Here is a 12,312-nt window from a genome sequence, read left to right as displayed (position 1 = left end):
AGGGTCTAGCTAATCAGGCCGGGTACGGCGACGCCGCGCGGGCGTCGCGGAGAGCGCGGGCCCACCAGGCGAGCTGGTCGAACAGCGCGGTGGCGGCCGCGGCGGTGGCCAGGTCGTCGAGTTCCTCGGGGTCGTCCGATCCCGGGTACTGCTGGAAGCTGAGCGTCTCGCGAACGGTGACGGCGTGCAGCTCGCCGAAGACGAGTCGCAGCTGCTCCGCGGCCCTCAGTCCGCGCGAGCGGCCGCCGTACACGACGAAGCCGATCGGTTTGCCGTACCAGGGCTCGCGGACGGAGTCGATCGCGGTCTTCAGGTCGCCGGGGTAGGCGTGGTTGTACTCCGGCGCCAGGATCACGACCGCGTCCGCGTCGGCGATGCGCCGCCGGAGATCACCGGTGGTCGACAGGTCGACGAGATCGAGCTTGAAGTCGTCCCGGCTCTCTACCTGCCGGGCGAACCAGGTCATCAGCGTCCGGCAGAACGGACTCGGCTCCGCGCTGCGGACGAGGAGGGCGAGGCGGAGCGGATGAACGGTCACGTCGTCGGACGGTAATACCTCAACACGACTTGAGGTCAAGCCCGTCCACGGAGCGACCCGCTGGCCGAAAGGAGGAATTAGGCTAAAATCGAGGATTTGTGGGATCAACCAGAATTGTTCTGGGAGCCGACCTGCGGCATTTTATCACAAGGGGTTGGAATTGCAGAATCCGGTCCAGTCCGAACAAATTCACCTGACCACGTTCTACGCGGCGCTGGACCGCGAGCGCGGCCAGGCCGAGAGCCGTCGCGAGGGCGAGCAGGTGGCCGGGACGCGGAACGCGCAGGCTCTGCACCAGCGTGACGGCCGGGTCCGTGACCTGAACGCCCGGCTGGCCCGGCTGAACGCCGCCGAGGAGGGCCTGTACTTCGGCCGCCTCGACGACAGCGACGGCGAAGTGCTGCACCTGGGCCGGATCGGCCTGCACGACGAGGACTACGAACCGCTGCTCGTCGACTGGCGCGCGCCCGCCGCCCGCCCGTTCTACGTGGCCACGGCGGTGCACAACCAGGGCGTCGTACGGCGCCGGCACATCCAGAGCCGGCTGCGCAAGGTGGTCGACGTCCAGGACGAGCAGCTCGACCTCGGCCGGACGGCGGAGGGCGAGTCGCGGCTCGGCACCGGCGTGATGGGCGAGGCCGTGCTGCTGAAGGCGCTCGAGGCCCGCCGGACCGGCACGATGGAGTCGATCGTGCAGACGATCCAGGCCGACCAGGACCGGATCATCCGGTCCGAGCTGCCCGGAGTCCTGGTCGTCCAGGGTGGTCCGGGAACCGGAAAGACCGCGATCGCATTGCATCGCGCGGCTTATCTTCTCTACACGCATCGTGATCAGCTGGAAAAGCGCGGAATTCTCGTCGTCGGGCCGAATCCGACGTTCCTGAAGTTCATCGGGCAGGTGCTGCCGTCGCTGGGTGAGGACGGTGTTCGCCTCGTCACACTGGCCGAGCTCTACCCCGGCCTGACCGCGACCCGGCCGGAGTCCGCGGAGGCGGCCGAGGTGAAGGGTCGGGCGGTGATGGCCGAGGTGATCGCGCAGGCGGTCGCGAACCGGCAGTGGGTTCCGGCGAAGCCGCTCGAGGTGACCGTCGACCGGACCGTCCTGCGGCTCGACCCGACCGTTGCCGAGGACGCCCGCGCGAGGGCGCGCGAGCGCCGGCTGACGCACAACCAGGCTCGCCCGTTCTTCCTGACCGAGATCGTCGACGCGCTCACCGACCAGTACGCCGAGATCATCGGCGCCGACCCGCTCGGCGGGGAGAACCTGCTCGACGAGTACGACCTGGCCGAGCTGCGCAAGGAGGTGATCGCCGAGCCGGCCGTCCAGGAGTTGCTGCACCGGTTGTGGCCGAACCTGAGCCCCCGCGAACTGCTGGTCGACCTGTACGGCGACGAGCGGCGTCTCGCCGAAGCGGCCCCGCAGCTGAGCGAGCTGGATCGCGAGCACCTGCTCCGGTACGGCGACGACTGGAGCCCGGCCGACGTACCGCTGCTCGACGAGGCGGCCGAGCTGCTCGGTGACGACGGGCAGGAGGCGGCCCGGCTGAAGGCGGAGCGGGCTCGCGCGATCGCTTACGCGCAAGGGTCTCTCGACGTCCTGAGTGGCTCGGGGTCCACGGACTTCGACGAGGACGACGAGTCGGAGGTGCTGACCGCGCGGGACATCCTGGACGCCGAGGCGCTGGCCGAGCGGTTCGAGGCGGACGACGACCGGACGCTCGCCGAGCGCGCCGCGGCCGATCGGCGGTGGACGTACGGGCACGTGATCGTCGACGAGGCGCAGGAGCTGTCGCCGATGGCGTGGCGGGCGATCGCGCGCCGGTGCCCGTTGCGGTCGATGACGCTGGTCGGCGACGTCGCGCAGACGAGCGCGGCCGGGGGCGGGACGAGCTGGCGGCAGGCGCTGGAGTCGACGTTCGGCGATCGCTGGCGGCTGGCCGAGCTGACGATGAACTACCGGACGCCGGCCGAGGTGATGGAGCTCGCCGGGCACGTGCTGCAGCTGGTGGACCCGACGGCGAAGGCGCCGGAGTCGGTCCGTTCGACCGGGGTGAAGCCGTGGCACGTCGACGTCGTACCGGCCGAGCAGGCGGCGTACGTGAGCAAGGTCGCCGGCGAGGAGGTCCAGCACGGGCAGGTCGGGGTGATCACCTCGCGGCTGCGGCTGGAGCTGGTGCAGGAGGCGGTCGGTGCGCTGCCCGACGTGACGGTGCTGACGGTGGCCGGCGCGAAGGGACTCGAGTTCGACTCGGTCCTGGTGGTCGATCCCGAGGGCATCATGCTCGAGTCGCCGCGCGGCCTGCGCGACCTGTACGTCGCACTGACCCGCTGCACCCAGCGCCTCGGCGTGATCGGTGAGTTGCCTGAGGTACTGGCCGAGTCAGACGCCTGGGACGTCAGGAGTTAGTGGTCGGCGCAGCACTTCTGCTGGTGTTCGGCTTCGAAGGGGATCAGGACTCCGCCGGCGGCCGGTTGGACCTGGAGGATGATCTGGCCTTCGCGGCGTAAGGGGCGGACGAAGTCGCGGGTGTCGATGATGGTCTCGTCGGTGATCGGCAGGCCGCCGAGGGCCTCGACGTAGTCGATGCCGGCCTTGGCGCGCAGAGCAGCAGCAGTCTGTACGCCGTACGCGTGCTCGCGGCCGGGCCAGCGGACCAGGCGGCCGGAGCCGAGGGCGGTCTCGACCGCGGCGACGTACGCGCCGCGGACGAGGTTGCTCGGGCCGGCCAGGTCGGGCGCGGTCGCGCCGGGGTGGGTGAAGGCCGAGCCCGCGCCGTGGTCGGTGCACCAGGCGCGGACGCGGTTCTCGAGCTCGGCCGTCGGCGCGGTGATGGAGACGGCGACGTGCGGCGTCTCGCCGCCGGTGATCCGGTGCGTGCACGCGATCACCGGGGTCGGCGCCGGGCCGAGCAGTTCGTGCAGAACGTGCTCGGCCGCGGCGGTGTCGCGGCTGCCCGCGTCGACGGCGATGATCACTGGGCCGGGAGCACCCAGATCGGGTTCGTGTAGAACCACAGGTCCGCCCACGGGTCGGCGTCGCCGACCACGTCGAGCTGCGGGCCCGCCGGGTCGATCGCCGCACCGAGGTAGCCCGGCTGGCTGCGGTTGCCGTCGGTGCCCCGAACCCGCACGTAGAACGGCTCCTCGGCCTTGCCCAGCGGGAGCACCAGCTCGAACGTGCCGCGCTTGCCCGAGGTGTCCCACTGCCGGACGACCTTGGTGTCCGGAGCGGTGAACGTGTCGCGGTTGCTGACCGTGCCCTTGACGGCACCGCGGATCGCGTCGACCCGGTTCAGCTGCGGGACGAAGTTCGACCAGTTCGGCATCGTCTGGGTGGTGATCCGGACGACCAGCTCGACCGCGCGGCCGCGCCGTACGGTCAGCGCGCCGCCGAGCGGCTCGCCGTACTTGCGGCCGACCTCACGGACCTCGACCTCGACCCCCTTGGCGAGCATGCCGTGGTCGACCCACATCCGGCCGGCCCGCAGGCCTTCCATCACCGACAGGTAGTCGCGGCGGTCGGCGCCGATGTGGGTGCGGCTGTAGTAGCCGGGGAAGAAGTCGGCCGCGGTCCGGTTCACGGTGCCGCTGTAGACCGGGTCCATGTAGCGCCCGTCGCGGTCGAACTGCGCCTGGTCCGAGCCGTCGGGGCGGCGGGCGGTCTCGTTCCAGTTCACGTGACTGTCGGAGTTCGCGCTGACCCACCACGGCTTGCCCTCGGCGAGCAGGCTGTCCCACAGGCCACCGACGGTCGCGGTCATCCAGTCGAAACCACCCCAGGTCCGGTACGACTCGGCCGGGTAACCGGGGAACGAGTTCGCGTTCGGGGCGTTGCCGTACAGGCCGCGCGCCCCGCCGGCGCCGATCGAGGCGGGCAGGCCACCGGCCTGGTGACCCGGCGCGCCCTCGAAGCCGACGGCGATCCGCGGGTCGGCGTCGCGCCAGTTGCGGATCTCGTGCGGGCTGTCGATGCCGTTGCGGGCCGGGTGGTTGGCCAGGAACAGCGCGTCCTGGACCCGGCGGCGGTCGACCTGCCGGCCGAGCCACTGGATGCCGGCCACGGCGAGCTGCTCGTTGGCCGGCGTGTTGCTGCCGGCGTTCTTCACGCTGCCGTCGTAGCTGTTCTCGAACTGCTTGAGCACCTCGACCTCGCGGCTGCCCGGCGCGACGAACACCGTGCCGTGCTCGGCGGCCGGGATGTTCCACTCCAGGCCCTGGAAGATCAGGGTGTTCTTCAGCTCGGTCCGGGCGGCCTTGATCTGCGGGTTGACCAGGTCGACGCCGATCCGGGCGTGGGTGGCGCCGCCGTGGTCGGTGATCACCAGCCAGTCCAGCCCGTACGCCGTCGCGTGGCGGGCCTGGTCGATCACCCGGTACAGGCCGTCCGAGCTCAGCTGGGTGTGGATGTGGTGGTCGCCGGCCAGCCAGACGTTCGGGCGCTGGTGCTGCTGGAAGATCCAGCCCGGCGCGTTCTTCGGCGCCGCGGCGGCGGCCGCCTGCGCGCCGGTGACAGCCAGGGCCGCCGTACCGCCGAGGATGCCGGCCGAGCGCAGCAGCGACCGGCGGCTCACCTCCGTCGGCGAGAGGTCGGCGTCCGGGATCGACTCGTCCAGGGCGGCCAGGGTCGCGGCGTCCAGCTCGGTGTTCGGGTGGTGGTGGTCGTGGTCATGACCGTGGCCGTGTCCATGACCGTGCCCGTGGCCGTGACCTTCGTGGTCGTGGGAGTGTCCCATCGTGCGTCCTCTCGGATGGCGGAGTCCGCCGGGATCATCGCCTTTCTGCGTGACGTGCAGGTGTTCTCCCGATGAACCGCCGGCGCCACTGGTTGCCCCGTCGCCCTTGTCGTGCGACCCGTCGCGTTCACCCATGGACATCCGCGTCCCGGGTGGCTTCACTGGGAGCAGGGGGAAACCATGGGGAACTCGGGCGCGCGCTTCTCGGCCGGCAACGCGGTGCTGGCCGCTGTCGCGGGGATCACCGCCGGGCTCGTCGCCGTACTGGTCACCGGGCTCGTCGTGCTCGCGATGCATCAGCCCGAGGACAGCGGCCCGCGGACCCAAGCCGTCGCGCCCGGTCGGGCGGCCCAGCCGACGCCGGTCCCGACCGTTCCGTTGACGCCGCGGCCGTCCTCGACCGCCGCGTCGGTGAAGGCGTTCGGGGACGTCCGGGAGCTGCCGGTGGGACTGCTGTGCCGGGACCTGAGGCAGCGAGGGTACGGGTACGCCGCCGCCGTCGACTACTGGCGCATCCAGGGCCAACCGCGGCGATTGGATGCCGACCGCAACGGCATCCCGTGCGAGCCGGAGTACCCGCGCGCGGACGTCGGGAAGTACTGGCAGGGGCGCAAGGTGAGCACGCTGGACTCGGTCCCGGACGGGTTGCTCTGCCGTGATCTGGCCGAGCTCGGGGCGTCGTACGGGGAAGCGGTGACGTACTGGTGGTACTCGGGAATGCCGGACCGGCTGGATTCCGACCGCGACGGGGTGCCGTGCGAGCAGGTGTACGCCGCCTCCGAGGTCGAGGCGTTCTGGCGTCAGTGAGCGCGGAGCAGTCGGCAGAACGTCCGGAGGTCCTCGACCAAGAGGTCGGGGACCTCGAGGGCGGCGAAATGGCCGCCTCGGGGGTGCTCGGTCCAGTGGGTGAGGTGGTGGGTGCGGGCGAGGATGTGGCGCATCGCCGGGTCGGTGGGGAAGACCGCTACACCGGTCGGGACTCCGCTCTTGGTCAGCGGACTGCTTGGTTCGGCGTAGAGGGTGGCCGACGTGGCGCTGGTGTTGGTGAACCAGTACAGGCAGACGTCGGTGAGGACGTGGTCGAGGGCGTGGTCCGTCAGCGGGCGGGCCGGGTCGGACCAGTCGTGGAACTTCTCGAGGATCCAGGCGAGCTGCCCGACCGGTGAGTCGCTCAGGGCGAAGGAGAGAGTCTGCGGCTTGCTGCCCTGAAGTTCCGCGTACGCCGTACCGGTGGCGCGGACGTGGTCGGCAAAGGCGAGCTTGGCCTGGTCGGCCGGGCTGAGGTCGTCGAAGTCGCCCGGGCGGTAGCCGGGGTCGGTGGACGGGTGGGCGAGGCCGCCGTTGAGGTGGACGCCGACGACGTGGTCGGGGGCGACCTGGCCGAGCAGCGGGGAGACGACCGAGCCGGTGTCGCCGCCTTGCGCGACGTACTGGTCGTAGCCGAGCCGGTCCATCAGCGTTGCCCAGGCGTGGGCGATGCGGAGGTGGTTCCAGCCGACGTCCTTCAGCGGTACGGAGAATCCGTAGCCGGGGACCGAAGGGGCGACGACGTGGAAGGCGTCGGCGGGATCGCCGCCGTGCGCCTTGGGGTCGGTGAGCGGGCCGAGGATCTCGAGGAACTCGGCGACCGAGCCGGGCCAGCCGTGGGTGAGAATCAGCGGGAGCGCGTCCGGCTCGGGTGAGCGGACGTGCAGGAAGTGGATCGGCTGGCCTTCGATCGTCGTCGTGAACTGCGGGAAGGCGTTCAGTCGGGCTTCCCAATCCCGCCAGTCGTAGTTGTCCAACCACTGCTCGACGACCTGGCGGAGGTACCGGACGGGGACGCCGCGGGACCAGTCGTCGGCAGCGGGCAGCTCGCGCGGCCAGCGGGTCCGCGCGAGGCGATCCCGAAGATCGTCCAGATCGTCCTGCGGCACGGCGATGCGGAAGTCGTCGATCATGATCGGACCGTGCGCACGGCATCAGCCAGCAGGTCGATGCCTTCGGCAACGGCTTGTTCGTTGAGGCTGCCGTAGCCGAAGACCAGGCCCGGTGGGCCGGGTGGGTCGAACCAGTACGGCGTCAGTGGGTAGACGCCGACGTCGCGAGCGCGCGCTACCTCGGCGACGGCCTCGGCGGGGAGGTCGGGAGGGAGCCAGGTGAGCAGGTGGAGTCCGGCCGAGACGCCGACCGGCTTGAAGTCGGGGAGCCGGTCGGCCAGTTGGGTGACCAGGAGATCGCGGAGGTTCCGGTACCGCGGGCGCATCCGGCGCAGGTGCCGGTCGAACTCGCCGCGGGCGATGAAGTCGGCGAAGGTCAGCTGGTCCAGGACCGACGAGCCGCGGTCGTCGACCAGCTTCGCGGCGGCGATCGGCTCGACCAGCGATTCCGGGAGGACCAGCCAGCCGAGGCGGAGACCGGGCGCGAGCGTCTTGCTCGCCGTACCGGCGTAGACGACGCGGTCGGGGGCCAGGCCCTGGATGGCGCCGATCGGCTCGCGGTCGTAGCGGTACTCGGCGTCGTAGTCGTCCTCGAGGATCAGCGCGTTCCGGCGGACGGCCCACTCGACCAGCGCGGCGCGGGTCTCGGGCGACGTGACGGCGCCGATCGGCATCTGGTGGGCGGCGGTGACCAGGACGAGGTCGGCGCCCGACCGGTCGAGGGCTTCGACGTCGACGCCCGAGTCGAGGACCGGTACGCCGACGACTTCCAGGCCGGCCGTGACCGCGACGTCGCGCAGGTCGTAGTCGGAGGGGTCCTCGAGCGCGATCTTCCGGTAGCCGGCCGCTGCGAGGACGTGGAAGAGCAGCCGGGAGCCCTGGGCGAAACCATGGCAGATCAGCATGTTCTCCGGGCGGGCCGACGTACCGCGGACGCGGTTGAGGTAGTCGGCGAGCGCCTCGCGGAGGTCGAGCGAGCCCTGGCCGCTCAGGTAGGAGAAGGTCCGGTGCGGGGTCTCGTTCAGCACGCGGCGGACGGATCGCAGCCAGGCCGCGCGGGGGAACTGGGTGACATCGGGGCGGCTGTACTTGAAGTCGATCCTCGGCGGGCCCGCCGGTTTGTGGTCGGTGCGATTCGCCGGTCGAGGGCGGGCGGTCTGGGCGACCTGGGTGTAGCCGCCGGTGCGACTGACCAGGTACCCCTCGGCGACGAGCTGCTGGTAGGCCTCGACCACGACGCCGCGGGACAGGCCGAGGTCGTTCGCGAGCGCGCGGGAGGACGGCAGGACGGCGTCCGCGCGGAGCAGGCCTTCGCGGATCCGCTCGCGGATGCCGGTCTCCAGCTGCTGGTGCAAGGGCACGGCGCTGTTGCGCTGGATCTCGACCAGCAGCTCACCGGTACCGGAACCGGTCCTCGAACGGCTCATGGAATTGGACCTTATCCGCGCCGTGGGGCGCTGTCAGGGTGAATACACCAGCACTTGTGGACAAAGGAGCCTTGCGATGACGATGACCGAGATCCAGCTGCCGGTGCTGCTGCAGGACGGCGACCCGGGGTACGACGAGGCGCGCACGGTGTGGAACTCGATGGTCGACCGGCGGCCGGCGTTCGTCGCCCGGTGCTCGTCCACCGCGGAGGTGGCCGCGGCGGTGCGGTTCGCGCGCAGCCGGGCGCTGGAGATCGGGGTGCGCTGCGGTGGGCACAACATCGCCGGGCTCGCGGTGCCGGACGGCGGGCTGATGATCGACCTGACGCTGATGGGCGGCGTATCTGTTGATCCTGAGCGGCGGCTGGCGTGGGTGCAGGGCGGCGCGTTGCTGGGCGAGTTGGATCGGGCGGCGCAGGAGTTCGGGCTGGCGACGACGGCTGGGAACGTCTCGCACACCGGGGTCGGTGGGCTGACGCTGGGCGGCGGGATGGGGTGGCTGGCTCGGCGGTTCGGGCTGGCCTGCGACAACGTCGTCTCGTACGAGGTCGTGACCGCTGAGGGTGCTGTGGTGCGCGCTGCGGCCGACGAGAACGCGGAGCTGTTCTGGGGGTTGCGGGGTGGGGGCGGGAACTTCGGAATCGTGACGTCGTTCGAGTTCCGGCTGCATGCGGTGGGGACGTCGACGCTGGTCGCCGAGTTCTCGTACGCCGCGGAGGAGGGCTTCAGCGTGCTGGCGGGGTGGCGGGATCTGAGTGCTTCCGCGCCGCGGGAGGCGACGTTCACGGCGTCGGTCGTCGGGGACGTCTTACGGGTCGGGTTCGTGTGGGTCGGGGATCCGGCTCGCGGTGCTGAGTTGCTGCCGGCGTTGCGCGGGCTCGGGACCGTTGTGGAGGAGACGGTGGAGGAGATGTCGTACCTGACCTTGCAGACGCGCGATGACAACGTGCAGGGCCACCGGTACCGGCGGTACTGGAAGGGCCACTACTTCACGGCGCTGCCGGACGAGGCGCTGCGAGCGTTGCTGCGGAACCCGGGGATCGGGGCAAGCCTGCAGGCGTACGGCGGGGCGATCGCGGACGTGCCGGACGCGGACGCGGCCTTCAGTCACCGGGACACGGCCTTCGAGTTCGTGACCGCGACGCGGTGGGAGGACCCGGCCGACGACGCCGCGCGGATCGCGATGGTGCGCGAGTACGCCGCCGGGCTCGAGCCGTACGCGTCGGGGGCGTACGTGAACACGCTGAACGGGGAGCCGGTCCGCCGGGCGTTCCCGGCGGCGAAGCTCGCGCGGTTGCGGGCGCTGAAGACGGTGTGGGACCCGGCGAACGTGTTCCACCTGAACCAGAACATCCTGCCGGGGTGAGACGCGGGGCGGCGGCCAGGGTGAGACGGCGGGGCGGCGGCCGGGCCGGGGAGCACGGCCGGGCCGGCCGGGCCGCCCCCGCACGTCAGCGGTTGGCGTAGTACTCGGGCTTCATCTGGATCAGTTGGACGTAGTTGCCGTCGGGGTCGGTGAGGGTGGCGAACTTTCCGATGCCGCGGTCCTCGGGCTCGACCAGCCAGTCGACGGCGAGCGTGCGCAGGTGCTCGGCAGTGGCCTCGATGTCGTCGACGGCGAAGTTGACGATGAACCGGCCGGGCTCGGGCGCCTGCGCGGCGACGTCGTCGCGGTGCTCGATCACCAGGCCGAAGCCGCCGAGGTCGAGGTTGCCGTAGCCGTCGACGCGGGCGTGGAAGGCGTCGCGGTACCAGGTCTTCAGGCGGTCGGGGTCGGTGCTGCCGAGCAGCATGCTGTTCAGAACGGGGCGGGTCACCGTGCTGTTCTCCGGGTTGGTCATGCCGGGGACGTCGGAGACCTGCGGCGTACTTCGACACCGGTGGACGCAGGAACCGCCCGCACCCGGCCTTGTGGGCCGTGGTGCGGGCGGTTCGTCGTCGTACTCGTGGTTCGCACCGGGTCGATCGTGCTGCGTCAACAGGGAGTGCGCAGTACGTACTCGGTCAGCGCGGGGCTACGTCCCACATGCGCTCGCCGGGCAGGGGGTCGGGGAGCCGGTCCACGGCGGGCATCGGGTCGTTGGTGACCCGCAGTCCGGCGAAGCGACGGCTCATGGCGTGGGCGTACCGCTCGGCCAACGCCGGCTCGGCGTTGTAGTCGGCGATCACGTGCTCACCGAACCAGACTCGCACGCGTCGGCGCTCGGACGTCTGGGTGGCGGTGGCGGTTGTCACTGGTCCTCCTGAGGCAGATCTGAGGGGTGGTCGGCCAAGGACGCGGAGCGAGCGCGATGACGGTTTAGCCGTGTGTTCACCGTCACGTCACTTGCAACGCACGACCGGGAGCGGAGGTCACGCCCGGGTTCGGATTTCTCTGCCGGAAAAGTGGATTTCTTGACCAGTTGCTTCGAACACATGTTCCTTTGTTCGGGTGAGCGGCCGGCTTTTGCGCGGGGAATTGTCGGTGCCCGCTGCAATGGTCGGCGGATGCGAACCTCGGTCGAAGAAGTCCACCAGTTGGTCACCGCCCTCGAGCCGGTCGACGATCTCGAGGCCGCCGACCGGCTCCGGACCCTGCAGTGGCTGGCGAGCACCGACGACATCTGGCGGCGGGCGAAGCCGGCGACGCCTTCGCCGCACCTGGTCTCGTACGCCGTGGTCGTCGATCCCACCGACGGCAGTGTGCTGCTGGTCGACCACGTCAAGGCGGGGCGCTGGTTGCCGACCGGTGGGCATGTGGAGATCGACGAGCATCCGGCGGACGCGGCGGCTCGGGAGGTTGGGGAGGAGTTGGGGATTGGGGCCGTGTTCAACGATCCGGAGCGGCGGCCTGCATTCGTGACTGTTTCCGAGACGGTCGGAGCGTGTGGCGGGCACGTGGACGTGAGTTTGTGGTTCGCGCTGGAGGGGTGGCGGGGAATGCCGGTGGTCGACGGGTCCGGTGAGTTCGCGGGGGTTCGGTGGTGGACGCCGGCGGAGATCGCGGGTGGGTGCGGGCGGTTCGATCCTGGATTCGAGCGCTTTCTGGCGAAGATCGCGGTGGGAACAGATGTTCGGGTGTTGGGTGAGGGGTAATTCATAGGGTTTCCTCAGGAACGACACGCCGAACTGTCAGCGGGGGTCCGTAGGCTGGAACGGTGACCATCGAAGAGACGGGGACCAGGGCGCTGGCCGTGCCCGAGCGGGATGTGCCGTTGAGCGGGATCGCGACGGTGCAGACCGAGCAGCTGATCGGTGACGTGGGGGACGCGCTGCGCTTGCTGGACGCGGTGGAGCGGGTCCGGGGGCACGCGCACCCGTTGATCCTGGGGCTGCAGGACGCGGTCGGGATGAAGATGCCGGCGGCGCTCGTGCTCAGCGCGATCTCCAACGGGCGGGACTCGGCGACAGCCGTCGCCGAGCAGGTCGGGACGACGACCGGCGAGGCCGAGCTGGCGATCGCGGAGCTGGCCGGGCTCGGGCTGGTGAAGACCGAGCCGACCTTGATGGTGACCGGGATGGGTCAGGCGCGGCTGTCACAGCTCGACGCGCTGACAGTTCGGGTGCTGGACGTGATCACGGGGATTCTGGGGCCGGCGGACGCGGCGCAGCTGGTGCGGTTGCTGCACACGGTGGCCGATGGACTGGAGACGGCCACGGTCACCGCCGCGGTCGGGCAGGTCGTTCCGCAGGCGCTCAACAACTGAGCCCACCGC

Annotated in this window: 12 protein-coding genes; 5 read left to right on the top strand and 7 right to left on the bottom strand. The window is 70.8% G+C overall.

All coding sequences use genetic code 11. The annotated features are described in order from the left end of the window. Positions 1-13: 13 nt before the first annotated feature. The gene (locus ABD235_RS24730) at positions 14-538 is read right to left on the bottom strand and encodes an NADPH-dependent FMN reductase (protein ID WP_344178047.1); all 525 of its coding nucleotides are present in this window, start codon (positions 536-538) and stop codon (positions 14-16) included. Between the two features lie 160 nt (positions 539-698). Between ABD235_RS24730 and ABD235_RS24725 the strand changes: the two genes are divergently transcribed. After that, positions 699-2,945: a HelD family protein gene (locus tag ABD235_RS24725; RefSeq protein WP_344178045.1), complete on the top strand. Its 2,247-nt coding sequence runs from the start codon at positions 699-701 to the stop codon at positions 2,943-2,945. On the opposite strand, the gene ABD235_RS24720 is transcribed toward ABD235_RS24725, so the two are convergent. Then, positions 2,942-3,514, bottom strand: coding sequence for a hypothetical protein (locus tag ABD235_RS24720; protein ID WP_344178043.1), 573 nt, complete (start codon positions 3,512-3,514; stop codon positions 2,942-2,944). The genes ABD235_RS24725 and ABD235_RS24720 overlap by 4 nt on opposite strands. After that, a complete protein-coding gene (locus ABD235_RS24715; protein ID WP_344178041.1) occupies positions 3,511-5,271 on the bottom strand; it encodes a histidinol-phosphatase in 1,761 nt (586 codons plus the stop codon). The genes ABD235_RS24720 and ABD235_RS24715 overlap by 4 nt, the downstream gene beginning before the upstream one ends. 180 nt (positions 5,272-5,451) lie before the next feature. On the opposite strand from ABD235_RS24715, the gene ABD235_RS24710 reads away from it, so the two are divergent. After that, the gene (locus tag ABD235_RS24710; RefSeq protein WP_344178039.1) at positions 5,452-6,078 is read left to right on the top strand and encodes a hypothetical protein; all 627 of its coding nucleotides are present in this window, start codon (positions 5,452-5,454) and stop codon (positions 6,076-6,078) included. Here the strand turns inward: ABD235_RS24710 and ABD235_RS24705 are convergent. Both ABD235_RS24705 and pdxR read right to left on the bottom strand, forming a co-directional pair. Then, the gene (locus tag ABD235_RS24705; RefSeq protein WP_344178037.1) at positions 6,072-7,211 is read right to left on the bottom strand and encodes an epoxide hydrolase family protein; all 1,140 of its coding nucleotides are present in this window, start codon (positions 7,209-7,211) and stop codon (positions 6,072-6,074) included. The genes ABD235_RS24710 and ABD235_RS24705 overlap by 7 nt on opposite strands. Beyond that, entirely contained in the window at positions 7,208-8,617 is a 1,410-nt protein-coding gene (gene pdxR, locus ABD235_RS24700) for a MocR-like pyridoxine biosynthesis transcription factor PdxR (RefSeq protein ID WP_344178035.1), read from the bottom strand. The genes ABD235_RS24705 and pdxR overlap by 4 nt, the downstream gene beginning before the upstream one ends. Positions 8,618-8,693: 76 nt before the next feature. On the opposite strand from pdxR, the gene ABD235_RS24695 reads away from it, so the two are divergent. Beyond that, positions 8,694-9,983, top strand: coding sequence for an FAD-binding oxidoreductase (locus tag ABD235_RS24695; protein WP_344178032.1), 1,290 nt, complete (start codon positions 8,694-8,696; stop codon positions 9,981-9,983). An 85-nt stretch (positions 9,984-10,068) separates the two neighbouring features. Here ABD235_RS24695 and ABD235_RS24690 read toward each other — a convergent pair whose 3' ends face one another. Continuing rightward, positions 10,069-10,458 carry a VOC family protein gene (locus ABD235_RS24690; RefSeq protein WP_344178029.1) on the bottom strand — a complete coding sequence of 130 codons (390 nt, stop codon included), beginning with the start codon at positions 10,456-10,458 and terminating at the stop codon, positions 10,069-10,071. A gap of 163 nt (positions 10,459-10,621) precedes the next feature. Beyond that, positions 10,622-10,852 (bottom strand): hypothetical protein, encoded by a 231-nt coding sequence (locus ABD235_RS24685; RefSeq protein WP_012924486.1) that lies wholly within the window; start codon positions 10,850-10,852, stop codon positions 10,622-10,624. Between the two features lie 72 nt (positions 10,853-10,924). Here ABD235_RS24685 and ABD235_RS24680 point away from each other — a divergent pair, with 72 nt between their 5' ends. Next, on the top strand, positions 10,925-11,692 hold the full coding sequence (locus ABD235_RS24680) for an NUDIX hydrolase (RefSeq protein WP_344178025.1): 768 nt from the start codon (positions 10,925-10,927) through the stop codon (positions 11,690-11,692). A 62-nt stretch (positions 11,693-11,754) separates the two neighbouring features. Further along, entirely contained in the window at positions 11,755-12,303 is a 549-nt protein-coding gene (locus ABD235_RS24675; protein WP_344178023.1) for a MarR family transcriptional regulator, read from the top strand. Positions 12,304-12,312 lie beyond the last annotated feature (9 nt).

Origin of the sequence: Kribbella lupini (assembly GCF_039529595.1) — a bacterium.
Classification (GTDB): Bacteria; Actinomycetota; Actinomycetes; order Propionibacteriales; family Kribbellaceae; genus Kribbella; species Kribbella lupini.
The sequence above is the reverse complement of the archived record's forward strand: the minus strand, read 5'-3'. Positions and strand labels throughout refer to the sequence as shown.

Excerpts from the sequence above, each read along its gene's own strand:
- ABD235_RS24715 (WP_344178041.1), bottom strand. The coding sequence starts at position 5,271 with ATGGGACACTCCCACGACCACGAAGGTCACGGCCACGGGCACGGTCAT.
- ABD235_RS24710 (WP_344178039.1), top strand. The coding sequence starts at position 5,452 with ATGGGGAACTCGGGCGCGCGCTTCTCGGCCGGCAACGCGGTGCTGGCC.
- ABD235_RS24705 (WP_344178037.1), bottom strand. The coding sequence starts at position 7,211 with ATGATCGACGACTTCCGCATCGCCGTGCCGCAGGACGATCTGGACGAT.
- pdxR (WP_344178035.1), bottom strand. The coding sequence starts at position 8,617 with ATGAGCCGTTCGAGGACCGGTTCCGGTACCGGTGAGCTGCTGGTCGAG.
- ABD235_RS24695 (WP_344178032.1), top strand. The coding sequence starts at position 8,694 with ATGACGATGACCGAGATCCAGCTGCCGGTGCTGCTGCAGGACGGCGAC.
- ABD235_RS24690 (WP_344178029.1), bottom strand. The coding sequence starts at position 10,458 with ATGACCAACCCGGAGAACAGCACGGTGACCCGCCCCGTTCTGAACAGC.